Genomic DNA, 24,724 nt, shown 5'->3' on the forward strand with positions numbered 1-24,724 from the left:
GAATAAGACAAGCGGGTCTTACCCTGCGTTATGTACCAGGGTTGGACGATGCGCGGCGGGAAACGGCACAAGGCGCCGTGCATCCTCGTCCCAGAGCTTCAGCTTGAGCGCCGCAACCGCTTCGGGAAACTTGATCCGGCGCGGCGCGTATTCAGCAGGCAAGCCATAATGGCAGGCCCGGAGACGGTAAGAGGGAATACGCGCGTTGAAATGGTGGATGTCGTGCAACGTGATACAGGCCACCGCCGTGTCGAACCACCAGCCGAAATCCAGCGCCGAGGATCCTTGCAATGCCGCCAGCTGCGGGTCGAGGCCGGGGCGCCGGTCCCAGTAGGTATCTTCGAAATTGTGCTGAAGATAGACGAGGAACACTCCGATCATCCCGCCGAGGAAGGAAAAGGCCAGCCAGACCAGAACGCCGGTCGTTCCCGCGATCCACCACAATACGCCCAGAAAGAGCAGGATCGAGACATTGTGCAGGAGCACCCCGCGCACACCGAACCGCGCCGCGTTCTTCGGCCAGCGATAGCGGATGAAATAGGTAAAAGCCGCCCCCAGAGGGATCAGGATGAACGGATTGCGATAAAGCCGGTAGGCCAATCGGGTCTTCCAGTCCGCAGCGTTCCATTCCCGCAGCGTCATGGTGTGGATTTCCCCGGTCTCCCGATGCTCAAGATTACCGACGCCCGCGTGATGCAGGTTATGATTCTGCTTCATCACTTCGAAAGGAGCGAAAGTGAACGGCGACAGGACATGGCCCGCAAGTTCGTTCTGACGGCGCGTCTCGAACAGGGAATGATGGCCGCAGTCATGCTGCAGCACGTAAAGGCGCACGGCGGCAAAGGCAAAGACGATGCCGGCAGGCAGCATCACGTACCAACGGTCCACATACACGATGGCAAGAAAGAGCGATGCGAAATAGACCGCGAATGTTCCGAAATAACTCAACCCCGCCAAGCGGTTGTCCTGGACAGCGTACTGCCGTGTATAAGCTCTCAGATCCATGCCGTTAGTTCCCCCGACCTGGCTGATCGAATTTCCTGAGCCAAAACCTAATGGCGCCCCGCCCGCAGACAAGCCGCCCCCCGACAAATATCGTCGATGACGTCAATCCTAGCGCGAAGTATGGGGGGCTGTCACGCCCAATGCAAAAAAATGCAGCAACAGGCGGACGTTACGACCGGCCCTTGAGGTGCTTGGTCAGCGCACCGGCGTTCTTCTTGCGACGCCCCTTGTAGGGGTTCTTGTCGCCCTGTCCGCGCAACGTCAGCCGGATCGGAGTGCCCGGCATGTCAAAGTCCTGCCGCAGACCGTTGACCAGATACCGCGAGTAGCTTTCCGGCATCTTGTCGGGATGGCTGCACATCACCACGAAACCCGGCGGCCGGGTCTTGGCCTGGGTCATGTAGCGCAGCTTGATCCGCTTGCCCTGCGGTGCGGGCGGCGGGTGCTGTTCAAGCATCCCGATCAGCCAGCGATTGAGGGCAGCCGTCGGAACCCGCCGATTCCAGACCGCATGCGCGCGCAGGATGGCGTCGTGAAGTCGGTCCAATCCCCGGCCCGTCTTGGCCGAAACCGTAACCAGCGGCGCGCCGCGCAGTTGCGGCAGAAGGCGCTCAAAGCTCTCCTTCAACTCCCGCAGCTTGTCCTGCTTGTTTTCCTCGACATCCCATTTGTTGACCGCGACGACCACGGCGCGCCCCTCGCGCTCGGCCAGGTCGGCAATGCGCAGGTCCTGCTGCTCGAACGGGATCGCAGCGTCGAGCAGAACCACCACCACCTCGGCGAACTTGACCGCACGCAAGCCGTCGCTGACCGACAGCTTTTCCAGCTTTTCCTGCACCTTGGCCTTCTTGCGCATGCCTGCGGTGTCAAAGATCCGCATCGGGGTACCGTCCCAGTCGATGCGGAGCGAGATCGCATCGCGGGTGATCCCGGCCTCGGGGCCGGTCAACAGCCGTTCTTCGCCAAGGATCTTGTTGATCAGCGTGGACTTTCCCGCGTTGGGGCGCCCAACCACAGCGACTTGCAGAGGCTTCTCAGCAGTGATGGTTGGCGGCTCACTTGCACGCGCGGCGGTGTCGTCCTCATCTTCGCCATCGTCCGCGACGTCGACATCCGTTTCGGGCGCCTGGTCTTCGGCTTCTTCCTCCATCGCATCGGCCAATGGCATCAGTCGCGTATAGAGGTCGTTCATCCCCTCGCCATGTTCAGCCGACAGGCGGATCGGTTCTCCCAGCCCCAGCCCATAAGCCTCCAGAACACCGGCATCCGCCGCCGCGCCTTCGGCCTTGTTGGCGGCCAGGATCACGTGCGCCGAGCGGCGGCGCAGGATATCGGCGAAAATCTCGTCATTGGGCGTCACGCCCGCACGCGCATCGATCAGGAACAGGCAGACATCGGCCATATCCACCGCGCGTTCGGTCAGCCGGCGCATACGCCCCTGCAAACTGTCGTCGGTCGCATTCTCCAGACCTGCCGTGTCGATGACGGTAAAGCGCAGATCGCCCAGCCGCGCCTGCCCTTCGCGCAGGTCGCGGGTCACGCCCGGCTGGTCGTCGACCAGCGCTAGCCGTTTTCCGACCAGACGGTTGAACAGGGTGGATTTGCCCACATTGGGCCGCCCCACGATGGCGAGGGTCAGAGACATGGCACTCTACTTTTCTATACTCAGACGCGCCCTATAGCGCGTCCTCGCGTCAACGGAAAGCGTGCAGTTGGCCCTTGGTCCCCACGACATAAAGCGTGTTGCCCGCCACCACCGGCCCGGTGGTGGCCCCACCCGGCACTTCGATACGTTGCAAGAGCGTTCCGTCTTCGGGGTTGTACAGCCGCAGGTAGCCATCGTTCGAAGCGACGATGACCCGCCCGCCAGCCAGTATCGGTCCATAATGGGCATAGGTCGCGCCGCGCTTCTTGGGCTTGTCCTTGACAAAGCCCGGCAGGTCCTGCGCCCAGATCACGCTGCCGTCGGCTGCGTTCATGCGGATGATCTGGTTGCGGTCGCTGACAAGGAAAATGCTGTCGCCGGCAGGCCAAACCGGCCCCAGCGCGCCTTCGGTCGCGGTCCAGAGCCGTTCTCCGTTGTCGGCACGGAAAGCCACCGTACGGCCGGAATGGTTACCTGCGTAAAGCGTGCTGCCAACGATGACCGGGCTACCTGTCACGTCACCGATCCGTGCTGCCGCACGTCCCTTTCGCTCGCCTGAGACCGAGGCTCCCCAGCGTCGCACGCCGCCTTTTCGGAAGGCTCCGACCAGATCGCCCGAACCGAAGGCGAAGATTGCCAGATCGTTGCTCAGCGCGGGTGCAGGTGCGCCCAGGACGTTGCCCACGCTGGGCGTTGCCTGAAACTGCCACGCAATCCGCCCGTCCCTGGCGGTGACGGCCCAGGCCGTGTCGTCTCCGGCCACGAGGTAGATCAGGCCGTCACGGATCGTGGGCGCGCCGGAGCCGGTGGCGTTCAGCTTCTGCCGCCAGCGCACGTTCCCGGTCCTGGCATCGAGCGCCGTCAGATTGCCGAAGCCCGATGAAACGTAGAGAACGCCGTCGGCATATCCCATACCGCCCCCGGTGGCCTGCCCCTCTGATTCCCCTGGGGGAATCAGGTCCGTCTGCCAGACCAGGCCGCCGCCCGGTGTCACTGCCGAGACCCGCTCCGCACTGTCCAGCGTGTAGACAAGACCGCCGGCAACAACCGGATCAGCAGTGATCCTTTGACGCCGGCTGTCACCAGACCCGATAGGCACCGACCAGACCAGTTGCGGCGATGCGCGAAGTGCGGGATGCGCGGTGCGATAGGCCGGCGTACCGAAACCCTGGGGCCATTCGGCATTCGACTGCTGTGCCGCCAGCCTGATCGGGCGAGACTGGTTGAGTTGCTCGGCCTCGGTCATGGGCCGGATATCCTCGCGCACGCCAGGCAGGATCACCTCCGGTTCCTCGCACCCTGCCAATAGCAGCAGCGCACTACCCACAAGAGCGGCTCCAAACCGGGAAAAAGAGCTGGTCACCATGGTCGAACTCGCCTGTCTTTCGTTCTTCTTGCGCCTTTGAGACGCCGTTGGTCCCGGCGGCGTCAGCCGTTCCGCACCGGCAACGGATCGGCGCCGAGTGCCACCATCAACTGAGTTGCGCGCTGTTGCAAGTCTGCGCTGACCTCGGCGTCCTCACGAATTGTCCGCAACCGCGCAAGAGCCGCGTCGATATCGCCCTCCGCGATGTCGATCAGCGCCAGTTGTTCCGTTGCCAACAGGCGCAACGGCGCTCCGGGACGCGCCAACACCTCGAACCGCTGCCTGCGATCGGCGACCTCAAGCGAGTCGCTCTGCATCAGCAGCGCCTTGAAGGCTGCTATCTCGCGATAGATCTCGGGCAGATCACCCGTCGCGGCGATGGCCTCGAGCCTTTCGACAGAGCTCGACAGATCACCCGCGTCCTGCTCCGCTGCCGCCGTCAGCATGCCCAGAACTGCCGTACCGCCCGGCGTCGTCGCCTCGATCTGCGCGAGCGAACTTGCGCGGCCCGCCGCATCGTCGGCAGCCAGCGCCGCGATGATGTCATCGCCCAGTTTCTGCGCCCTGGCGTTGGACTGGGCCTTGGAATACTCGTTCCAGGCCGCGCCGCCGACAATGGCGACGACGGCGGCAACGCCGACCCACCCCCAACGTTTCAGCAGCATGAACATGCGATCGCGGCGAACTTCTTCCGTGACTTCGTCTATGAAACTGTCGGTGTCGCTCATACCGGTTTCCACCCTGCTTTCTTCTGATGCTGCAACGGACGCCAGTCCCTCATATCGAGTACCATCGACCAAGCCAAGAGCAACGACCCGGCGATTTTCCTTGCACTTGCGCCGCACCTCCGAAAAAAGTTAAACTGAACCGATCAGTTCAGTATGGACATGGAGCATCGCAACCCCCATGTCACGATCCAAGACCCGCTTTTCGCCGTACAGTAAGCATAATAGTGTGCGTCCGCGTGTGTTCTCAAGAAAGGTGTTCGATGCGTCTGGTTCCCTTCATTACTGCAATCCTGGTGACCGTCGGATTGTACCTGCTGGTCTTCGAGCGCGACGCCTTGATGGCTTTTGCAAAGGCGGAAACCGCCGCTACGGCACAGGCTGGATCGAGCGGCGCGGCCTCCGCCGCCAGCGAAACGCAATCCGCCCCCAGCGCGGTACGCGTCGTCGCCTTGCGGTCGCAGGCCAGCGAGATCGACAGCGCGGTTGTGCTGCGCGGCCAGACGCGCGCCGTTCGCCAGGTCGAGGTACGTGCCGAAACCGTGTCGACCGTGATATCCGAACCCAAGCGCAAGGGAGCCTTTGTCAACGCCGGAGATTTGCTGTGCGAACTCGATCCCGGCACCCGTTCCGCCAGCCTGGCGGAAGCCCGGGCAAGAAAGGCGCAGGCCGAAAGCTCGATGCCCGAAGCCGAAGCCCGGCTGAACGAAGCCAAGGCGCGCCTGGAAGAGGCCCGGATCAATTACAATGCCGCGCAGAAGCTGGCCGAAACCGGATACGCCTCGGAGACCCGGCGCGTTTCGACGGAAGCGGCCGTGCGTTCTGCCGAAGCAGGGATCAAGGCCGCCGAGGCGGGGCTGGAAACCAGCCGGGCCAGCATCGAGGCGGCAACAGCAGCCGTGGCGGCGGCACAGCGCGAGATCGACCGCCTGACCATCAAGGCCCCGTTCGAGGGCTTGCTGGAAAGTGACACCGCGGAATTCGGCAGCCTGATGCAGCCCGGCACGCTTTGCGCCACGATCATCCAGCTGGACCCGATCAAGGTGGTGGGTTTCGTGCCCGAGACCGAGGTCAACCGAGTTCAGGTGGGCGCGCTTGCGGGGGCGCAACTGGTGACCGGCCTGCAGGTTCAGGGGCGCGTCACCTTCCTAAGCCGTTCGGCCGATCCCACCACGCGTACATTCGAGGTCGAGATTACCGTCGACAACCCCGAACTGCGGATCCGTGACGGCCAGACGGCAACCATCGCGATCTCGTCCGATGGCGCCAAGGCGCATCTTTTGCCGCAATCGGCCCTGACCCTGAACAATGACGGGCGACTTGGCGTGCGCACGGTCGGTCCCGACAATATCGTCGCTTTCATTCCGGTTTCGCTGGTTCGGGATACGCCTGATGGCATCTGGGTAACGGGCCTGCCGGAAACCGCCGACGTGATCGTGGTTGGCCAGGACTATGTCGTCGAAGGCGTCAGCGTTCTGCCAAGCTGGCGGGAGGCTTCCCAATGACAGGCATAGTTGACTGGGCCGCCTCACGGGCCCGGATGGTCATCGCCTTCATCGCGATTTCGATTCTGATAGGCGGATATGCCTATGTCAGCCTGCCCAAGGAAGGCGAGCCGGACATCGAGATTCCGGCTCTGTTCGTTTCGGTCCAGTTTCCCGGCATTTCGGCTGAGGACAGCGAAAGCCTGCTGGTCAAACCGATGGAAACCGAGCTGGCCGACCTAGACGGTCTGAAGAAGATGACCTCCACCGCAGCCGAGAACTATGCCGGCGTGGCCCTGGAGTTCGAATTCGGCTGGGACAAGTCGGCCATCACCGCCGATGTGCGCGACGCGATGAACACGGCCCAGGCCGAGTTTCCCGCCGGCGCCGAACAATATACGCTGAACGAGATCAACTTTTCCGAGTTTCCCATCGTCATCGTGAACCTGACCGGGTCGGTTCCTGAACGGACCATGGCCCGCATCGCCAAGGATCTTCAGGATGACCTCGAGTCGCTCGAACCCGTGCTCGAGGCGGGCATAGCAGGCAATCGTGACGAGATGCTCGAGGTCGTGATCGACCCGCTCCGGCTCGAGGCCTACAATGTCACCGCCCTGGAATTGATCAATGTCGTCCAGAACAACAACCAGCTGATTGCAGCCGGAGAGGTGGAAACCGAGCAGGGCGCATTTTCCGTAAAGATTCCATCGTCGTTCAAATCGGCTCAAGACGTCTACCAGTTGCCGATCAAGGTAAACGGCGACCGCGTGGTGACGCTGGGCGAACTTGCGCAGATCAACTACACATTCGAAGACCGCGAAGGAACAGCCCGCTTTGACGGAGAAAACACGGTTGCGCTGCAAGTGGTCAAGCGCAAGGGCTACAACCTGATCGACACGGTTGAGCAGGTCAAGGCGACCGTTGCCCAGGTGCAGGAAACCTGGCCCGAAGACATGAAGGCCGCCGTGCATGTCGGCACGTCCAACGACCAAAGCCGGGTCGTGGGATCGATGGTCAACCAGCTCGAAGGCTCGGTTCTGACCGCGATCGCACTGGTGATGATCGTAGTTCTGGCCAGTCTGGGCAGCCGGGCCGCGCTGCTGGTCGGCTTTGCCATTCCGACCTCATTCCTGTTGTGCTTCGCGTTTCTGGCACTGATGGGGGTCAGCATTTCGAATATCGTGATGTTCGGCCTGATCCTCGCGGTCGGGATGCTGGTCGATGGCGCCATCGTGGTGGTCGAATACGCCGACAAACGCATCAAGGACGGTATCGGCCCGATGCACGCTTATGTCGAGGCGGCGCAGCGCATGTTCTGGCCGGTGGTCTCGTCCACGGCAACCACGCTGTGCGCCTTCCTCCCCATGCTGTTCTGGCCCGGCGTTCCGGGCGAGTTCATGGGGATGCTTCCGGTCACGCTGATCTTCGTGCTGTCCGCATCGCTGGTCGTCGCGCTGATCTATCTGCCGGTCATGGGCGGGGTTTCAGGCAGGATCAGCCGGATATTCGGGCGGATGTCGAACTGGCTGCGCGCGCGCATGCCCTGGGCGCTGCGGGTCCTGCTGGTGCCTCCCGCGCTCTACGGAATGTTCCTTGGTGCCATGCAATTGCTGAATCCCGCCTACCTGCTCTCCGCCGGGCCGACCGTCGGAACGTTGCTTGGGGCGGCGTTGTTTCTGACCAGTGCCTTTGCCGCCTCTGTCACTCTGTCTGCCGCGCGAATCGAGATGCCGCAGCGGCGCGTGGCCGCCCCGGGTGGGCACACGCCCTTTGGTCACGTGATCAAGTTCATCGCGGGCAATCCGGTGATGCCGATCGTATCGATTTTCGTGGTGTTCTTTGCGGTTTATCAGGTCGTGTTCGTCATGTTCCCGCAGCGTTCACTGGGCGTCGAGTTCTTTGTCGAGAGCGAACCGGAGCAGGCCACCACCTATGTCCGGGCACGCGGAAACCTGTCTCTGGCGGAAAAAGACGCATTGGTCCGACAGGCGGAAGAAGTGATCCGCGCCCATCCAGCAGTGGTCAACGTCTTTTCCTTTGCCGGAAAAGGCGGCCTTAACCAGAACACCGGAGGCGCCCAGGCTCCTGCCGATACCGTGGGCCAGATCCAGTTCGAGATCATACCATGGGAGCAGCGGCCCACCGAACTGCACCCGCTGACGGGTTGGCTCGGAACCCGCATGACCGAATGGCTGGGGTTCCAGGAAGAGGTGGTTGCGGCCGAGTATGATGGCGACGTCGTGCTGGATCAGTTGAATGCGGAACTGTCCAAACTCCCCGGTTTCGTCAGCGAGATCGAACCGCTTGGCCGCGGCCCTTCCTCGGCCAAACCGGTGCATCTGCGGCTCAAGGGCGACAATTGGGACAATCTCGTTGACGCGACCGCCCGCATCCGCGCGCAATTCGACGCCACCCCCGGACTGATCAAGATCGAAGATACCCTACCCCTGCCCGGAATAGACTGGCAAATCGACGTCGATGTTGCAAAGGCCGGACGGTTCGGCGCCGATGTGGCCACAGTGGGCGCCATGGTGCAGCTGGTGACCCGCGGCGTGCTTCTGGGCGATTTCCGCCCCGCCAACGCCGACGACGAGATCGAGATCCGGGTAAGGCTGCCGGAACAGGACCGCGTATTGTCAACGCTCGACACGCTCAAGGTACGCACGCCGGACGGGCTGGTGCCCCTGTCGAACTTCATCACGCGCAAGCCGGTGGAAAAGCTGGCCAAGATCAGCCGCGTCGATCAGAAACGCTATTTCGACGTCAAGGCGGATGTCGAACCCGGTCTGAGCAAGCTCGTACGTGACAACCCGGACGGGGGTGAAACCCGGCTGGCGGTTCTGCGCATGGTGCCGGAGGGCGCCACGCCCGCAGAAGAAACCCTTACGCGCCCGGTCGATCGCGCCCGGTTCGAACTTGTGTCCTTGACTGCGGACGAAGGGGTTGACGCGTTGCGCGCGGCGATTGCCGGAGGGGATGCCCGGATAACCCCGATCAACGCGAACGAACGGATCGCCGTCATCACGGAATGGCTGAACGCCACCCCCCTGCCCGCCGGTCTCGAATGGGAATGGACCGGGGACCAGGAGGATCAGGCCGAGAGCCAGGATTTCCTGTCCAAGGCGTTCCTGGCGGCACTTGGGCTGATGTTCATAATCCTGCTGGCGCAGTTCAACAGTTTCTACAACTCGGTGCTTGTGCTGCTGGCGGTGGTGCTGTCCACCACCGGCGTGCTGATCGGGATGATGGTGATGAACCAGCCGTTCTCGATCATCATGACCGGTACAGGCATCGTGGCCCTGGCCGGGATCGTGGTGAACAACAACATCGTGCTGATCGACACCTATCAGGAGTTCAGCCGTTACATGCCCCGTATCGAGGCCATCGTGCGCACCGCCGAGGCCCGTATCCGCCCGGTTTTGCTGACCACGATCACCACCATGGCCGGCCTGACGCCGATGATGTTCGGGCTCAGTCTCGATTTCATCAATGGCGGATACTCGATCGACAGCCCCACCGCGCTCTGGTGGAAACAGCTTGCGACGGCTGTGGTCTTCGGACTTGGCATCGCAACGGTTCTGACGCTCGTCGTGACACCGTCGCTGCTTGCCCTGCGCGTATGGGCATCGACCTATGCCCGGATGATCGGACGCGGCTTTGCCCGGATCACATCGGGCAGGTCCAGCCGCATCGCGCGCGACATGCAGCTGCGCAGGTCCGCCAGGAAGCTGAAGGCGACCGAAATCATCTGGGACGAAATGCCAGTGAATCCGCCGGTTGAGAAGCCTGAGCTGTCCACCGAAAACGGGACTGTACAGCTAATCAATGCCGCTGAATGACCCTTGGGCCGGAATCACCCGGCCCAAATGATCCTTACAACATCCATTGAATCGGCAAGAGTGCGATGATCTGTACCAGGAACCGTGTAAACACCGTCGTTTTCGGTTCCGCCTCATAGGTGACCTCACCTCCGTCGGTTGCGATCTCCCGCCAGATCAATGATCCGTCCGACCCGCGGCTGACCGCATAAGTCCAAAGAGGTATCCCGGTTTCAAAGCCCTCGGACATTTCTGTCGCCACCTTGGGGCTCTCGATCAGAAACCCCATCTCGGTGTTGAGCCGGGCAGAGCGGGGATCAAAATTGAATGAACCGACAAAAGCCCGTTCCCGGTCGATGACAAAGGTCTTTGCATGCAGGCTGGTCGTGCCGGACCCGACCAGTCCGAACTGTTCCAGAACATCCGGCTTTTCCAGCGTTGATTTCAGTTCGAACACCTGCACGCCTGCGTCAACCAAACGGTCGCGGTATCTGCGGTAACCTGCGTGCACGGGCAGCACGTCCGTTGCCTCCTGTGCATTCGTGACTGTCCGCACCAGCACTCCTGCCTGCGCCCACTCGGCAAGCATGTCGGTCAACCTGTCTCCGGGCACGAAGTAAGCCGAAACCAACGAGATTTCCTTTTCCGGACGCGGAACCATGTCCAGGAGCCGGATGATCATCAGCTCGTCCGATTGGGCCTTTCCCACCCCTTTTACCGGATCATCGCTGACCAGTTTCATCTCGACCCACTCGAACCCCCTTGTGTCGTCAAGGATCAGGCTCATCAGTTCCAGATCGGCCACTGCCTGCGAATAGTCCTCTCCACCGGGCAAGGCCCGCATCCGGGCCACTGATGCATCCAGAGCCCCCTCATCCGCCTGGCGTTCCGGCAAGACCAATTCCACGGGGATGGACGACTGGCTTTTCCAGTAAAGATCGAAATCCGCTGCAACATCCTGTGCAGCCGGGCCCAATGCGACCACGTCGAGATCGAAGTAGTTTGTCCCCAGGCTGCGCGAGAAATAGATATCGCCGATGTTGCGTCCGCCGACGACCGATACGACACCGTCAATCGTCAGGCTTTTGTTGTGCATGCGTCGGTTGACGCGGCTGAAATCCAACACGTACGAAAGCATGCGGGGATTTCGAAGGATGAAGGGGTTGAACAGCCGGATTTCGATGTTTGGATGCGCGGCCATCTCGGCAAGTTCGGCATCCAGGTCAGGCGTTCCGTTGTCATCCAGCAGCATGCGCACCCTGACGCCGCGATCCGCCGCATCGCGCAGTCCCTCCAGAAGCAGCAGTCCCGTAAGATCCTTTTGCCAGATATAGTAGCGGACATCGATGCTCTCTTCGGCTGCCTGGATCAGGTGAAGCCGGGCTGCAAAAGCGAGATGCCCATCCGCAAGAGGCGTTACACCTGATTTCCCGGGATTGGCACGCGCGGCCGACGCGACCGCTGCACCCAGAGTAGTGTTTTCGCTCGCAGGAATTGCCTCGGAGTGATCAAGCGTCGAAGTGTCAGGAACTGCATACAGCATTTGGAACGCAAGTCCCGAACCGACCAGCACCAGGCAGATCACCAGAAAACGGCGCAACAGTTTCATGTGCTCACTCCGCAATACTAAGGATAGCCTGCAGTCTATTCGGAACAGAACGGAACAGACAAACACGGAAAACAGCGCAGGGTCGAATCGTTGCCCGACCTGCCTGCACCCCAATGGTACGGGTCAGCCTGGATACCCGAGCAACAATCCCCTTCGAACGGCACCGAGAAGATCAATCCGAGAAGGTATAGGATCCCATCTCGCACAAATCGAGGCCATAATCTTCCAGCACTGCACCGTCCGAGAACACCGCGCGCAGGTCATACACGCAGGTCGTCTCACCATCTGCGATGACGATCCCCAGTTCGTAGCCAGGTGCCAGGTACCCGCCTTCGATCAGGTTTTCTTCCCAATCATTGCTCGCCGCAATCGATATGTGGAACTCGGTGACATCGGCGCTGCTTTCGTTAACCAGCAGGAACTCGAGATCCTGAGCGGCTGCGGCCAGGGACGATACAGTAACGATTATGCCTGCGAGTAAGAGTGATTTGCCCATCTTTTACGCTCCCCAATGGACTGGACCGATTCCCGGATCCGAGCGAAGAGCGCGGGTGTTCCTTTGTCGGTTGCAGGTGAAGCTACTCTCGATCCCGAGATTCCCAAAATCGAATTTCTTCCGGTTCAGGCGGCCTCTTCATCGTCCGCTTGCTGACGGGCCCAGAGCTGCGCATAGCGGCCGCTCCGGGCAAGCAGGTCGTCATGTGTACCCTCTTCGACGATCTCGCCCCTTTCGAGAACGACGATCTTGTCGGCCTCGGCGATGGTGCTGAGCCGGTGCGCGATGGTGATCACGGTGCGCCCTTCGCCCGCGCGCGCCAAAGCCTCCTTGATCTCCTGCTCGGTCTCGGTATCGAGCGCACTTGTCGCCTCGTCCAGAAGCAGGATCGGCGGATTCTTCAGAAGGGTCCGCGCAATGCCGACGCGTTGCTTCTCACCCCCCGACAGCTTCAGTCCGCGTTCGCCCACCTTGGTGTCATACCCTTCGGGCAGCGAGGCGATGAAATCGTGAATCTGGGCGGCACGGGCCACGTCCTCGACATCCGCCTGGGTCGCATCCTCGCGCCCATAGGCGATATTGTAACGGATGGTATCGTTGAACAGCACCGTATCCTGCGGCACCACGCCGATTGCGGCATGCAGGCTGTCCTGGGTCACCTCCCGGATATCCTGTCCGTCGATCTTCAGCGACCCTCCGGTCACATCATAGAACCGGAACAACAGCCGCCCGATGGTCGACTTGCCGGACCCGGTAGCGCCCACGATGGCCACGCTCTGGCCCGCCGGAACGATCAGCGACACGCCCTTGAGGATTTCGCGGTCCGGCTCATATCCGAACCGCACATTCTCGAGCGTGATCTCGCCGCCCCGAACCGCCAGCGCCGCAGCACCTGGCCGGTCGGTCACCTCGGCGGGCTGTTCAAGCAGCTCGAACATCTCGCCCATGTCGACAAGCGCCTGCCGGATCTCGCGGTAGACGGTCCCGAGAAAATTGAGCGGCACGGTGATCTGGATCATGTAGGCATTGACCATGACGAAATCGCCAACGGTCAGGGCACCGGACTGCACCCCGTAGGCGGCCAGAACCATCACGCCGATCAGGCCACAGGTGATCAGCAACGATTGGCCAAAGTTCAGGAAGGCGAGCGAATAGGCGGTTTTCAGCGCCGCTTGTGCATAGGCCCGCATCGAGTGATCGTAGCGGCGCGCCTCGCGTTCCTCGGCCCCGAAATACTTGACCGTTTCAAAGTTCAACAGGCTGTCGATGGCACGCTGGTTGGCTTCGGTGTCCTGGTCGTTCATCTCGCGGCGCAGCTTTACCCGCCATTCGGTCACTGCGAAGGTGAACCAGATGTACAGCGCGATGGTGACCGCCACCACGACCAGATACCAGATATCGAACAGCCACATCAGCACAATGGCGACCAGCACCAGTTCGAGCATCAATGGCCCGATCGAGAACAGCATGAAGCGCAGGAGGAACTCGACCCCCTTCACCCCCCGCTCGATGATCCGGCTCAGCCCGCCGGTCTTGCGGGTGATATGGTATCGCATCGACAGGCGGTGGATATGCCGAAAGGTTTCCAGCGCCAGCGCCCGCAAGGCGCGCTGTCCCACCGGCGCAAAAAGCGCATCGCGCAATTGCTGGAAGCCCACCGTCAGCATCCGCGCCACGCCATAGGCCACGGTCAGACCCACCGCGCCCAGCGCCAGTGGCGGCACGCCTTCGCCCGCCAGCGCATCGACCGCCCCCTTGTAGAGGATCGGCGTATAGACCGCGATCAGCTTGGCCAGTACCAGCATCGCCATCGCCAGAACCACCCGGCGTTTGACCCAGGTCTCGCCCTCGGGCCAGAGATAGGGTGCCACCCGCCGGATAGTGCGCCAGCCCGAGCGGCGCTCGGCGTCTGCGCTCTGGTCAGCCGGTGCGGTATGGGCCAGTCGTCTCATCAGGTGCTTTCTCTTGGCGGTCCAGGATGCGAACCGGCCGCTGGGGCCGGCTGCACGTTCAATCGGGAAGGTTGAAGACCTGGCCCGGATAGATCAGGTCCGGGTTGCGGATGCTGTCCCGGTTGGCATCAAAGACCTTGACGTACAAAAGCCCCTCGCCATAGCGCTCTCGCGAGATCGCCCAGAGCGTGTCGCCCTTTTGCACGGTCACCGCGTGAACCAGCGGCCGTGCCGGCGCTTCACCCGATTGCGGGTCGGCGGGGCGCAGAACCTCGGGCGCCTCGCGCTTGAACGGGGTTTCCAGCCGGCTCAGCACCGCTCCGTCCTCTCCCAGCTCATCCAGCCGCAAGGTGTAGACGCCCGGAACGATCCCCTCGATCTCGCCGCGCCATTTGCCCTGCGCATCGGCCAGAGCATCGGATACGACGCGGTTGTCGAAATAGACCCGCACCACCGAACCGCCATTTGCACGCCCTGTCAGGCGCACGTTTCCTGTTTCGGAGTATCCGATCGTATCGAGCGCGACCCGCATCGGTTCCAGCGACGAGGACACCTCTGGTGCCTGTACGAGTTCGACACCCGATGCATCCGACCGCAGAACCGCGACCGGAGCCGGGCTGCCGGTCGCAGGCTCTGCCGTGGCCGATGAACCCGCGACAGCCTCTTGCTGGGATGCGGTCGGTGCGCTCGAAGGGTCATCGGCCTGCGGAGCGCCTTCGATCGCGGCACCTGCCACCTGCGACGACTCCGTGGCCGGCTCGGCTTGCGGCGCTTCCGTGGTAGCGGTTTCGTTCAGATCGGCCGGGTCCTGTTGAGTGATCGCCTGTCGCGAATTGTTCTGCGCAAGCGCAGGGTCGTCTGTTGCCGCCGCGCTCTGGCGTGCGTCCTGTTGTTGCGGTTCGGCACCGGTTTGATCCTGTGCAGGGCCTTCAGACGCTGTGGCCACCTGGTCCGTGGCCCGGGGCGGTTCCGGTTTGGCTGGCGCAGTTTCAACTGCCTGTGCCGCGGAGCCGGGACGTGTCCCTGCCTCTGCTTCCTCCGCCTCTGCCACGACAGCCGATTCCGGAGCAGGCAGAGCGGCAATGATGTAATCCTCGGACAAAACGGTCTGGCCATCGCGCTGGGAGCGCAGTGTCAGCACCCGCGCGGCATCGCTGAAGCTCAGGGTCAGGAACTCGGCGAAATTGCCGTCGCCCGTCACCTCGAACCCGTACAGTTCCGCCCCGTCAAGCAGCACGACGATCCGGGATCCGACCTCGGCCCGGCCTGAAATGAGGGTGCTTCCGTCGCGCTCGACAAAGATCTGGTCCAGAACGGGTACAGGCAGCGACAGGGACTGCTCAACCGGCTCTGATGCGGTTTCTCCCGGTGCGGCCGCTGTTTCTGCGGCGTCGCCTCCGGACGACGCGTCCCCGGTGGCAGTTTGCTGCGCTTGCCCCGGTTGCGCGCCCGTGTCGGGCTGATTGCCGGACGTTCCGGGGTTTTCAGCTTCCGCCGTCTCTGCCACTGGTTTTCCAGCGTCAACCGCCGGGGCCGGAACCGCCGCCTCGGGAGCCTCGGCAGACCGTGGCCCGATCACCCCCAGCGCGTAAAGTGCCACCAGCCCGGCTGACAGCGCGATACCCGCAACGATTGCCCAGCCACCCGTGCCGAGCCTCCCGGTTCCGGCTTCATTAGCCATTTTTTTCCTTCCCCATACCCGAAAATCGCGCCCCGGCGGTTTCGGCCATTGTCCCCGTCTACGGCCCCGGTTGAGCCTCCGGCGCATTCCCGCTATCAGGGATCAAACCCCTATACAGTAAACCGGGAAAGGCTGCCATGACCGTCAAATCCGTTTGTGTCTATTGCGGATCGCGTTCCGGGGCAATGCCTGCCTATGCCACGGCAGCCCGTGACTTTGGCCTCATGCTGGCGAATGAAGGGTGGCGGCTTGTCTACGGCGCCGGAGACGTTGGCCTGATGGGCGAGGTCGCGCGCGCCGCGCAGCAGGCAGGTGGCCAGACGTTCGGCGTGATCCCGGTTCACCTGCAGCGGCGCGAGGTCGGCAAGACCGACCTGACCACCTTCGTGGTGACCGAGACCATGCATGAACGCAAGAAGGTGATGATCATGAACGCCGATGCCGTCGTGGTCCTGCCCGGCGGGCCGGGCTCGCTGGACGAACTGTTCGAAGCGCTCACCTGGAGGCAGTTGGGCCTGCACGACAAGCCGATCGTCGTTATGAATATCGAAGGCTACTGGGACGGGCTGCGCGCGTTGATCGAGCGCACGGTGGATCAGGGCTTCGCCGATGCCTCGCTGGCCGGATTCCTGACCTGGGCAGATACTCCGGCTGCGGCCATGGCCGCCCTGCGCACCACCCTGTCCTGACGCATCATCGAAACAGAGAATACCCCGACCGCCAGCCAGATCAGGGCAAAAGCCACCGCGTGCCACGCTGTGAAAGCCTCGCCGAACACCGCCACGGCACAGAGGAATTGCAGCGTCGGATTGATGTATTGCAGAACGCCCACCGTCGACAGCGGCACCCGACGTGCGGCGTAGCTGAACAGGATCAGCGGCGTCGCGGTCAGCGGCCCCGAACCGATCAGCAACAGGCTGGTCTCCAGATCGAGACCAAAGGCGCCCTCGCCATGCAAATGCGCCCAGGCCAGTACCGACAGGAACAATGGCATCAGGATCAGGATTTCAGCGGTCACCGAGATCACCGGCCCCAGCGCCAAACCCTTCTTGATCGAGCCGTAAAGCGCGAAACTGGTAGACAGGATCAGGGCCACCCAGGGCATGACTCCCAGGCCCAGGGTCAGTACCAGTACGGCCAGTGCCGCCAGCGCGATGGCCAGCCACTGTCCCCGGGCCAGGCGCTCTCCGAACATGAAACGCCCGGCCAGCACAGCCATCAGGGGAAAGATATAGTACCCCAGAGACGCTTCCGTCACATGGCCCGCCTGCACCGAAAAGATGAAAATCAACCAATTGAGAGAAATCATCAACGCCGCCAGCAGGATCAGTCCTGTTTGGCGCGGGGCCGAATAGGCGCGCGCCAGTTCTCCCAGCCGCCCCTGCAAGGCAAGATAGACAATGAACATCAACGCCGACCACAGGGTGCGATGCGAAAACACCTCGGGCGGCGGCACATGCGCCAAAAGCTTGTAGTAGAGCGGCGACAGTCCCCAGACCACACAGGCTCCGACCATCGCCACAACGCCGCGCCCGATCTCGCCCATATCCTGCCCCGAAAATTGCCGTGCCCCGCTCTAGCCGTGCGCAGCCAGGAATGGCAAGCCGGTTTACACCTTCCAGTCCAGGTGTCGCCGTCCCGGATCCATGAAATGATCGACCATTACCGGGATGGCCAGCGCGTAGGCCTCCTCCAGCGGCAGGCCGAGATGGCGATAGAGGGTCAGCTTGCCCAGCCCCACCGGACCGGGATTGCGCGCGGCCAGGCTGCGGGCCAGTTCGGAAACCATGACGGACAGTTCCGCCGCCGGCACGATCCGGTTGATCAATCCGGCGCCAAGCGCCCAGTCGGCATCATAGGCCGCGCCGGTCAGCGCCATTTCCATCACCGCCTTGCGCCCGACCACGCGCGACACCGCAACCGCAGGCGTGGTGCAGAACCCGCCGTTCTGGACCCCCGGCAGGCAGAAACGCGCCTCGGGCGTGGCATAGGCCAGATCGCAGGCCGCCACCAGTTGCAGCCCGGCTGCGGTGGCGAGACCTTCGACCATCGCGATCACCGGTTTCGGGATCCGGGTGATCTCCAGCATCATCGCCGAGCAGGCCTGGAACAGATCTTCCACATAGGCCCGGCCTTCGTCCGCATCCGCCCGGTGACGCGCGATCTCCTTCAGGTCATGACCCGCGCAGAAGATCCGCCCCGGTCCGTGGATCACCACGACCCGCACCGAATCGTCTGTCCCGGCCCGGCGCAAAGCGTCATGCAGCGCCCCGATCATCGCCCGCGACAATGGATGCGCCGGCGGCCTGCCCAGCGTCAGCGTCAGCACGCCTTCGGTCAAGGTCTCTCCCAGCAACGGGTCTTGCGGCATCTCGTTCATGCGCGTGTCCTCCCGCGAACAGATTGCCCCGCCTGAACAAGCCTGACCAGCCCTTTCATCCCTTCCCGAATATTCCGGGCGTGTCGCTTAAAGGCGACCGGAGCAGCGCCCCCCCTCAAAAAAGAACAGCCCGGCCTCCGCACGGAGACCGGGCCGATATCGGCAAGCGCTGCGCCAGTTTACATGCGCGAGGCGACGTTTTCCCAGTTCACCAGGTTGTCGAGGAAGTTCGACAGATAGGCAGGACGCTTGTTGCGGAAATCGATGTAATAGGAATGTTCCCACACATCGCAGCCCAAAAGCGCGGTCTGGCCGAAGCAGAGCGGGTTGACGCCATTCTCGGTCTTGGTCACCGCCAGCGAACCGTCGGCATTCTTGACCAGCCAGCACCAGCCGGACCCGAACTGGCCTGCACCGGCGGCAGCGAAGTCATCCTTGAACTTCTGTACCGAGCCAAAGCTCGCGACCAGCGCCTTTTCCAGCTCACCCGGCATCTTGCTCTCGCCCGGTCCCATCATCTCCCAGAACTGGTTGTGGTTCCACAGCTGGCTGATGTTGTTGAAGATGCCGTTCTGCGCCACTGCGGTCTTGTTGTAGGTGCCGACGATGATTTCTTCCATCGTCTTGCCGTCCCATTCGGTGCCGGCAATCAGCTTGTTGCCGTTGTCTACATAGGCCTTGTGGTGCAGGTCGTGGTGATATTCGAGCGTCTCGGCGCTCATCCCCTTGGATGCCAACGCGTCATGTGCATAAGGAAGATCGGGAAGTTCAAAAGCCATCTTGGCCCCCTGTCAATTAATTGTTGCGTTCCCAAGGTTACATGCTTTGGGCGCCCGCGCAGGTCAAGGGCCGATGGCATAAAAGCACCAGGAAGAGGCAGATGCTGACCGGATTACGCAAGATGATCTACCGCGCCCGCGGGCATGTTCCGGGCCGCCTGAACGGCGAGCCGTTCCGCCTCGATCCCTATCATTCCAGGTTCTGGCGCAAGGCCACGGCCGGGCATTGGGAACCCGAGACCTTCGCCGTTCTGGACCGGCATCTGTCACCTGACCGGGACTATCTCGACATTGGCGCCTGGATCGGACCGACCGTGCTCTATGCCGCGCGCAAGGCGCGCCATGTGTGGTGTTTCGAACCTGATCCGGTGGCCTTTCGACACCTTGTCTGGAATCTGGACCTCAACAACATCTCCAATGTCTCGGCTTTTGGCGTGGCCCTGTCCGACCGGTTCGGTGTCGCGCGCATGGGCAGTTTCGGGGGAGAGGCCGGCGATTCCATGACCTCGCTGCTGGCGCCCGGAGAGGCGGGTCGCGATGCGCTGACCATCAACTGGGACCAGTTTGCACAAACGGTCGATCTGTCCGGCGTCTCACTGGTCAAGATGGATGTCGAAGGGGCCGAGTTCAGCGTGGTGCCGACACTGACCGATTGGCTACGGACCCATCGCCCGGCCTTTTACCTCTCGACCCACGCGCCGTTTCTGCAGGAAGGACAACGAACGGAGGCGATGGCGGGGCTAGCGCAGGAGCTGTCATTCTACACCTCCGCCACCGACGAGACCGGAGCCACCGCCGACCTGACCGCACCAGAGGCGCAGAGCCGCTTTCGCAGTTTCCTGTTCACGCGATGACACGGCCGGTCAGTTGGCCCGGCGGCACTGCCCCTTGCCCATCGACGGTTCGATATTGCCGGGCACATCGGCCCGCATCGACGCCCGGCCGGTGGTATGGGTCAGAATGACCCGGTAATCCGCCTGGGATGTCCGGTTGCGCGAAAACGGCACTTCGACTTCCCACAGGATTGTCCAGGACTTGCCGTCGCGCCGGGATATCTTGGCGCCGATGGGGCCAGCGTGTTTGGCGGCAATCAATGCGTCGTACACCGTGCCGGTCAGCTTTGCCTCGTCAATGACAAGGGTGACGGAAGAGGGAATGTAAGGGTCCTTGCCCACCCCCTTGAACGAACAGGTCCAGGTCGTAGAAGCAATTGCGGCCGATGCAGTCGAAACACATCCCAGCAAAGCCAGTGCTGACACCCGAAGAAGGCTTGAAGAGGGAGCCATGCGATCTCTCCTTTCCCGGCACCAGCATAGTGCAGATGGGTCGCAGTCGGCAACCGGCGGCCCTGGAACACGAAAAAGCCCGGCCATCTATTGAGGCCGGGCTTTGCACTCAGTGGCGTTGATACCAAAGGCGAGTCAGAACACGCCCACCGCGCTTCCCGGCTGTGCAGCGACTTTCAGAAGCTTGAACACATAATCGGCCACGGAACGGAAGCAGATGATGCGGAAACTGCCATCTTCCTCCATCCAGAAGGCGCCGGCCACCTGGGCAAGGCGCGAGCGGCGGAAATCGCCGGGGCCGAACGCGCCGGGGGCAAAATCGACCGGGGCGAGCTTGGCCATCACCTCGCGGGCATGTTCACCCGAGACGCGGAACATCGCCCGCGCATCCGACACGTTCACCGCCAGGCTGTGGGCGTCACCCAGCGCCGTGGTCATGGCGGCCAGCTTGGCGCTCACCTCGGCATGGGGGACCAGCACCAGAAGTTCGTCGGGCGACATCCAGCACAGCCCGCTTTCGCCCGCCACGTTGGCGCGGCGCTGGCCGGGCATCTCCTGCCCGGTGGCGCCGGTCGCGGCGGCGATGACCGGTTTCGAGGCCAGATCGCCCCTCAGGGTGATCATGCCCTGCAGGCCGCATTCCTCGACCCGCACGATGCCGTCATAGGCGGCACCCATCAATGCGCTGACAGGTTTAGACATTCTGTTTCGCCCCTTCCTTGTCATAGAAAACCGGGTCCACGATCTTGGCCTTGTAGACCTTGCCATCGGTTCCGGGGAATTCGACGATCTCGCCCATCCGGTCCGGTCCGTGCTGGATCAGGCCCATGGCGATACCGCGGCCCAGGTTGGCCGAGTAATAGGTCGAGGTGACTCGCCCGATCATGTTGCGCTGACCGTTGGCATTGACACCCTCGCCCACCGCATAGGCGCCATCGGGCAGGACCGAGCCATCAACCGTTTCCAGACCGACCAGTTTCCAGCGGTCGCGGTCGGCCATGTGGCTGCGCTCCTGCGCCCTCTTGCCCAGGTAATCGTCCTTCTTCTTCGAGATCGCCCAGCCCAGCCCCAGATCCTGCGGGATCACGGTGCCGTCTGTCTCGTCCCCGATCATGATGAAGCCCTTTTCGGCGCGCAGGATGTGCAGGCATTCGGTGCCATAGGGCATGACGCCGAATTCCTTGCCCGCGTCCACCAGCGCCTCCCAAAAGGCCAGACCCTGGCTCGCCGGAACCGCGATCTCGTAGCTCAGTTCGCCCGAGAACGAGATGCGATAGGCCCGTGCGTCAAACTCGCCAATCCGCCCGTCGCGCCATTCCATGAAGGGCAGCGCCTCGGCCGACAGGTCCATGCCGCCGCCAGCCTTGGCGTTCAGCTTTTCCAGCACCTTGCGTGCCTTGGGGCCGACCACGGCGATCTGGGCATATTGCTCGGTCACGTTGGCGACATAGACCTTCCAGTCCCACCATTCGGTTTGCAGCCATTCTTCCATGTGACCATGGATGCGCTCCGCCCCGCCGGTGGTGGTGTGGCACAGGAACGTGTCCTCGTCGATCCGCGCCACCACGCCATCGTCGATGAGGAAACCGTTTTCCGAACACATCAGGCCATAGCGGCATTTGCCCGGTTTCAGCGTGCTCATCATGTTCGTGTAGAGCATGTCGAGGAACTTGCCTGCGTCCGGCCCCTTGACGATCAGCTTGCCGAGCGTCGAGGCATCGAGCAGCCCGAGGTTCTCGCGCGTGTTCTTGACCTCGCGATTGACCGCGTCATGCACGCTTTCGCCTGGACGGACATAGGCAAAGGGGCGGCGCCACTGTCCGACCGGTTCCCAGTCAGCGCCATTGGCGTTGCTCCAGTCATAGATCGGCGTCTTGCGCACCGGCTGGAACACCTCGCCGCGTGCCTCGCCGCCGATGGCCCCCATGGAAATGGGGGTATAGGGCGGGCGGAAGGTGGTGGTGCCGACCTGCGGGATATCCGCATTCAATGCATCAGCAAGGATCGCCAGGCCGTTGATATTGCTCAGCTTGCCCTGATCGGTCGCCATGCCCAGCGTGGTATAGCGCTTGGTATGTTCGACGCTCTCGTACCCCTCGCGCGCGGCCAGTTGCACGTCCGACACTTTCACGTCGTTCTGGAAGTCGAGCCAGGATTTCATGCGCAGCTGGATTTCCGCGTTGGCGGGCATCAGCCAGACCGCTTTCATCGCGTTCTCGGCCTCGGCCGCGCCTTCGGGCGCCTTGGTGCGTTTGGGGGTAAAGCCCGCCGACTTGGCGGCGACCTTGCCCGCTGCATCGGCGTCGGCCATCACCTGATCCAACGACAGCGGCCCGTTGGCGGAACCAGCGGCGACAACAAAGCCCTTGCCATCCGCGCCCAGCGGCGGGCGGTCGGGATCGGGGCGGAAATGCGCATTGGCGCGGTCCCAGATCAGCTTGCCGCCGCAATGGGACCACATATGCACCACCGGCGACCAGCCGCCCGACATGGCGACCGCGTCACATTCGAGCTCTTCGCGCGCACCGCCAACACCGTCCTGGTTGCAGATCAAGATCTTCTTGACCCGCTTGCCGCCCTTGACCTTGGCGATGGCGCGGCCCGGATCGACCCGGATACCCAGCGCGCGCGCCTCGTCGGCCAGCGCGCCGCCGCCCTCCTTGCGGGCGTCGAGAATGCGCAGCACGTCGACACCGGCCTTCTTGAGGATGATGGCAGTACGATAGGCGTCGTCATTGTTGGTGGCGACCACGACCCGCTGGCCCGGGGTCACCCCCCAGTTCACCACGTAGTCGCGCATCGCGCCCGCCAGCATCACGCCGGGCACATCGTTGCCGGCAAATGAAAGCGGTCGTTCGATGGCACCAGTCGCGCTGACGATCTGTTTCGCGCGGATCCGCCAGAGCCGGTGGCGCGGCCCCGGCACGCCGGGGGTGTGGTCTGCCACCCGCTCGTATCCCAGAGCATAGCCGTGGTCATAAACGCCAGCGCCCATGGTGCGCGGGCGCAGAGTGACGTTGTCCATCGCCTCCAGCTCGGCCAGGGTGCGGCTCACCCAATCCTCGGGCGACAGGCCGTCGATGGTGCCGCCATCGACCGGCGCACGCCCGCCCCAATGGGCGGTCTGCTCGATCAGCAGCACACGCGCGCCCGAAGCCGCGGCCACCTTGGCCGCCTGCAACCCGGCGACGCCGCCACCGATCACCAGAATATCGGTGTGGACATGGAAATGCTCATAGGTATCGGCATCCACCAGCTCCTTGTCGGGCGCCTTGCCCAGACCGGCCGAGCGGCGGATGATCGGCTCGTAGACATGTTTCCAGAACGGCGCCGGGTGGATGAACATCTTGTAATAAAAGCCCGCCGGCAGGAACCGCGACAGATAGGTGTTCACCGCCCCGATATCGAAATCGAGGTTTGGCCAGTGGTTCTGGCTGGCAGCCTTGAGCCCGTCGAACAGCTCGGTCGTGGTGGCGCGCTGGTTCGGCTCGAACCGCGTCCCCTCGCCCAGACCGACCAGCGCGTTGGGTTCCTCGGCGCCGCTGGCCACCACCCCGCGCGGGCGGTGATACTTGAACGAACGGCCCATCATCATCTGGTCGTTGGCCAAGAGCGCCGAGGCGAGCGTATCGCCCTGGAACCCGCGCATGGTGGTGCCGTTGAAGGTAAAGGTCACCTGTTTCGAACGGTCGATCAGGCGGCCCTGTTTTGCGAGACGGGTGCTCATTTACGCGAACCTTTCGCAAGAAGTGTCGTGAGGGGGGCGGACATCAGGAGAATTCCCTCCAGCTCCAGCCGGGGCGGCGGGCCGAGATCGCATCGCGGATCTCCTGCGGCGGGCCGCTGACCTGCGCCTTGTAGGTGCCGAACACCTCGAGCGTCGCGGTGCAGCGGGCGGCATGGAACCACTTGCCGCATCCCGAAGCATGGCGCCAGCGTTCCAGATGCACACCCTTGGGGTTCTCGCGGGCAAAGAGATAGCCATGAAGCTCGTCGTCGCTCGATCCCGGGCCGAAACGCTTCAGATGCGCTTCGCCACCGGCGGCGAGTTCGGTCTCGTCGGCATCGACGCCGCAATAGGGGCAATGGAGGATCAGCATATCGTCATCCTTTCGGCGGCAGGCTGGCGGCATGGGCCAGCGAAAATTCGATAAGTTTCGCACGGAGCGCGTCGTCTTCAAAGGCGCCGGCGTCCAGCTCCACCATGCCGCCCATCGGGCGTCCGGTGAAGGAAAGCGGCTGCGCGCCCAGTTCAAGGGCCTCTCCCTCGTGCGTCTTGCCCGGTCGGTACATGGCGCCGTCGCGGGTGACGCCGCAGACCATGTTTCCATGCAAGAGAAAGCAGAGCCCGCCGAACATCTTCTTCTCGGACAGGCCCGGCTCAACCCCTAGATCGGCGCGCATCGTCTCGGCCATGGTTTCGGAATAGGCCATCTGTCACGCCCTCCGACCCCGGAGAGCCCCAAAGTTTTTCAGAAAAACTTTGGACCAGATTTCT

20 protein-coding genes are annotated in these 24,724 nt (G+C 62.8%); 4 read left to right on the forward strand and 16 right to left on the reverse strand.

From position 1 onward, the window contains the following. Positions 1-18: 18 nt before the first annotated feature. The 4 genes from BLT75_RS07485 to BLT75_RS07500 all read right to left on the reverse strand — a co-directional run bounded on the left by BLT75_RS07485 (position 19) and on the right by BLT75_RS07500 (position 4,744). Positions 19-1,005 carry a fatty acid desaturase gene (locus BLT75_RS07485; RefSeq protein ID WP_093029368.1) on the reverse strand — a complete coding sequence of 329 codons (987 nt, stop codon included), beginning with the start codon at positions 1,003-1,005 and terminating at the stop codon, positions 19-21. A gap of 169 nt (positions 1,006-1,174) precedes the next feature. Next, a complete protein-coding gene (der, locus tag BLT75_RS07490) occupies positions 1,175-2,650 on the reverse strand; it encodes a ribosome biogenesis GTPase Der (protein WP_093029370.1) in 1,476 nt (491 codons plus the stop codon). A 49-nt stretch (positions 2,651-2,699) separates the two neighbouring features. Then, on the reverse strand, positions 2,700-4,016 hold the full coding sequence (locus BLT75_RS07495) for a PQQ-like beta-propeller repeat protein (protein ID WP_093029372.1): 1,317 nt from the start codon (positions 4,014-4,016) through the stop codon (positions 2,700-2,702). Between the two features lie 62 nt (positions 4,017-4,078). Next, complete coding sequence (locus BLT75_RS07500; protein ID WP_093029374.1) at positions 4,079-4,744, reverse strand: hypothetical protein; 666 nt, start codon at positions 4,742-4,744, stop codon at positions 4,079-4,081. Positions 4,745-5,004: 260 nt separating this feature from the next. On the opposite strand from BLT75_RS07500, the gene BLT75_RS07505 reads away from it, so the two are divergent. Together BLT75_RS07505 and BLT75_RS07510 are read left to right on the forward strand one after the other, a co-directional pair. After that, on the forward strand, positions 5,005-6,246 hold the full coding sequence (locus BLT75_RS07505) for an efflux RND transporter periplasmic adaptor subunit (RefSeq protein WP_093029376.1): 1,242 nt from the start codon (positions 5,005-5,007) through the stop codon (positions 6,244-6,246). After that, positions 6,243-10,064: an efflux RND transporter permease subunit gene (locus BLT75_RS07510; RefSeq protein ID WP_093029378.1), complete on the forward strand. Its 3,822-nt coding sequence runs from the start codon at positions 6,243-6,245 to the stop codon at positions 10,062-10,064. Before BLT75_RS07505 ends, BLT75_RS07510 begins: the two co-directional genes overlap by 4 nt. A 34-nt stretch (positions 10,065-10,098) precedes the next feature. Here BLT75_RS07510 and BLT75_RS07515 read toward each other — a convergent pair whose 3' ends face one another. The 4 genes from BLT75_RS07515 to BLT75_RS07530 form a co-directional block, all read right to left on the reverse strand. Beyond that, positions 10,099-11,652: a phospholipase D family protein gene (locus tag BLT75_RS07515; RefSeq protein WP_093029380.1), complete on the reverse strand. Its 1,554-nt coding sequence runs from the start codon at positions 11,650-11,652 to the stop codon at positions 10,099-10,101. A gap of 172 nt (positions 11,653-11,824) precedes the next feature. Then, entirely contained in the window at positions 11,825-12,148 is a 324-nt protein-coding gene (locus BLT75_RS07520; RefSeq protein WP_093029382.1) for a hypothetical protein, read from the reverse strand. Positions 12,149-12,273: 125 nt separating this feature from the next. After that, positions 12,274-14,100, reverse strand: a complete 1,827-nt coding sequence (locus tag BLT75_RS07525; protein ID WP_093029384.1) for an ABCB family ABC transporter ATP-binding protein/permease — start codon at positions 14,098-14,100, stop codon at positions 12,274-12,276. Between the two features lie 58 nt (positions 14,101-14,158). Beyond that, positions 14,159-15,781: a LysM peptidoglycan-binding domain-containing protein gene (locus BLT75_RS07530; protein ID WP_093029386.1), complete on the reverse strand. Its 1,623-nt coding sequence runs from the start codon at positions 15,779-15,781 to the stop codon at positions 14,159-14,161. A gap of 137 nt (positions 15,782-15,918) precedes the next feature. Between BLT75_RS07530 and BLT75_RS07535 the strand changes: the two genes are divergently transcribed. Next, complete coding sequence (locus tag BLT75_RS07535) at positions 15,919-16,470, forward strand: LOG family protein (protein ID WP_093029388.1); 552 nt, start codon at positions 15,919-15,921, stop codon at positions 16,468-16,470. Here the strand turns inward: BLT75_RS07535 and rarD are convergent. From rarD to BLT75_RS07550, 3 genes are all read right to left on the reverse strand, one after another. Then, positions 16,377-17,327 (reverse strand): EamA family transporter RarD, encoded by a 951-nt coding sequence (gene rarD, locus BLT75_RS07540; RefSeq protein ID WP_093029390.1) that lies wholly within the window; start codon positions 17,325-17,327, stop codon positions 16,377-16,379. The genes BLT75_RS07535 and rarD overlap by 94 nt on opposite strands. A gap of 63 nt (positions 17,328-17,390) precedes the next feature. Then, positions 17,391-18,161 (reverse strand): enoyl-CoA hydratase-related protein, encoded by a 771-nt coding sequence (locus tag BLT75_RS07545; RefSeq protein ID WP_093029393.1) that lies wholly within the window; start codon positions 18,159-18,161, stop codon positions 17,391-17,393. Between the two features lie 179 nt (positions 18,162-18,340). Further along, positions 18,341-18,940 carry a superoxide dismutase gene (locus BLT75_RS07550; protein WP_093029395.1) on the reverse strand — a complete coding sequence of 200 codons (600 nt, stop codon included), beginning with the start codon at positions 18,938-18,940 and terminating at the stop codon, positions 18,341-18,343. Between the two features lie 101 nt (positions 18,941-19,041). Between BLT75_RS07550 and BLT75_RS07555 the strand changes: the two genes are divergently transcribed. Further along, positions 19,042-19,794, forward strand: a complete 753-nt coding sequence (locus BLT75_RS07555) for an FkbM family methyltransferase (RefSeq protein ID WP_093029700.1) — start codon at positions 19,042-19,044, stop codon at positions 19,792-19,794. Between the two features lie 9 nt (positions 19,795-19,803). On the opposite strand, the gene BLT75_RS07560 is transcribed toward BLT75_RS07555, so the two are convergent. The 5 genes from BLT75_RS07560 to BLT75_RS07580 all read right to left on the reverse strand — a co-directional run bounded on the left by BLT75_RS07560 (position 19,804) and on the right by BLT75_RS07580 (position 24,660). Continuing rightward, on the reverse strand, positions 19,804-20,226 hold the full coding sequence (locus tag BLT75_RS07560) for a hypothetical protein (protein ID WP_143028530.1): 423 nt from the start codon (positions 20,224-20,226) through the stop codon (positions 19,804-19,806). Between the two features lie 135 nt (positions 20,227-20,361). Beyond that, positions 20,362-20,928, reverse strand: a complete 567-nt coding sequence (locus BLT75_RS07565; RefSeq protein ID WP_093029399.1) for a sarcosine oxidase subunit gamma — start codon at positions 20,926-20,928, stop codon at positions 20,362-20,364. Further along, entirely contained in the window at positions 20,921-23,953 is a 3,033-nt protein-coding gene (locus tag BLT75_RS07570; RefSeq protein ID WP_093029401.1) for a sarcosine oxidase subunit alpha family protein, read from the reverse strand. The genes BLT75_RS07565 and BLT75_RS07570 overlap by 8 nt, the downstream gene beginning before the upstream one ends. Positions 23,954-23,996: 43 nt before the next feature. After that, a complete protein-coding gene (locus BLT75_RS07575; protein ID WP_093029702.1) occupies positions 23,997-24,326 on the reverse strand; it encodes a sarcosine oxidase subunit delta in 330 nt (109 codons plus the stop codon). Positions 24,327-24,330: 4 nt separating this feature from the next. Then, complete coding sequence (locus BLT75_RS07580) at positions 24,331-24,660, reverse strand: TfoX/Sxy family protein (RefSeq protein WP_093029403.1); 330 nt, start codon at positions 24,658-24,660, stop codon at positions 24,331-24,333. Between the last annotated feature and the right edge of the window lie 64 nt (positions 24,661-24,724).

The sequence above is a fragment of the Ruegeria marina genome (assembly GCF_900101475.1).
Lineage (GTDB): Bacteria > Pseudomonadota > Alphaproteobacteria > Rhodobacterales > Rhodobacteraceae > Ruegeria_B > Ruegeria_B marina.

Coding starts and splice junctions, on each gene's coding strand:
- BLT75_RS07495 (WP_093029372.1), bottom strand. CDS start 4,016: ATGGTGACCAGCTCTTTTTCCCGGTTTGGAGCCGCTCTTGTGGGTAGT.
- BLT75_RS07505 (WP_093029376.1), top strand. CDS start 5,005: ATGCGTCTGGTTCCCTTCATTACTGCAATCCTGGTGACCGTCGGATTG.
- BLT75_RS07485 (WP_093029368.1), bottom strand. CDS start 1,005: ATGGATCTGAGAGCTTATACACGGCAGTACGCTGTCCAGGACAACCGC.
- BLT75_RS07575 (WP_093029702.1), bottom strand. CDS start 24,326: ATGCTGATCCTCCATTGCCCCTATTGCGGCGTCGATGCCGACGAGACC.
- BLT75_RS07550 (WP_093029395.1), bottom strand. CDS start 18,940: ATGGCTTTTGAACTTCCCGATCTTCCTTATGCACATGACGCGTTGGCA.
- BLT75_RS07570 (WP_093029401.1), bottom strand. CDS start 23,953: ATGAGCACCCGTCTCGCAAAACAGGGCCGCCTGATCGACCGTTCGAAA.
- BLT75_RS07535 (WP_093029388.1), top strand. CDS start 15,919: ATGACCGTCAAATCCGTTTGTGTCTATTGCGGATCGCGTTCCGGGGCA.
- BLT75_RS07515 (WP_093029380.1), bottom strand. CDS start 11,652: ATGAAACTGTTGCGCCGTTTTCTGGTGATCTGCCTGGTGCTGGTCGGT.
- BLT75_RS07565 (WP_093029399.1), bottom strand. CDS start 20,928: ATGTCTAAACCTGTCAGCGCATTGATGGGTGCCGCCTATGACGGCATC.
- BLT75_RS07530 (WP_093029386.1), bottom strand. CDS start 15,781: ATGGCTAATGAAGCCGGAACCGGGAGGCTCGGCACGGGTGGCTGGGCA.
- der (WP_093029370.1), bottom strand. CDS start 2,650: ATGTCTCTGACCCTCGCCATCGTGGGGCGGCCCAATGTGGGCAAATCC.
- rarD (WP_093029390.1), bottom strand. CDS start 17,327: ATGGGCGAGATCGGGCGCGGCGTTGTGGCGATGGTCGGAGCCTGTGTG.
- BLT75_RS07510 (WP_093029378.1), top strand. CDS start 6,243: ATGACAGGCATAGTTGACTGGGCCGCCTCACGGGCCCGGATGGTCATC.
- BLT75_RS07560 (WP_143028530.1), bottom strand. CDS start 20,226: ATGGCTCCCTCTTCAAGCCTTCTTCGGGTGTCAGCACTGGCTTTGCTG.
- BLT75_RS07500 (WP_093029374.1), bottom strand. CDS start 4,744: ATGAGCGACACCGACAGTTTCATAGACGAAGTCACGGAAGAAGTTCGC.
- BLT75_RS07580 (WP_093029403.1), bottom strand. CDS start 24,660: ATGGCCTATTCCGAAACCATGGCCGAGACGATGCGCGCCGATCTAGGG.
- BLT75_RS07555 (WP_093029700.1), top strand. CDS start 19,042: ATGCTGACCGGATTACGCAAGATGATCTACCGCGCCCGCGGGCATGTT.
- BLT75_RS07520 (WP_093029382.1), bottom strand. CDS start 12,148: ATGGGCAAATCACTCTTACTCGCAGGCATAATCGTTACTGTATCGTCC.
- BLT75_RS07545 (WP_093029393.1), bottom strand. CDS start 18,161: ATGAACGAGATGCCGCAAGACCCGTTGCTGGGAGAGACCTTGACCGAA.
- BLT75_RS07525 (WP_093029384.1), bottom strand. CDS start 14,100: ATGAGACGACTGGCCCATACCGCACCGGCTGACCAGAGCGCAGACGCC.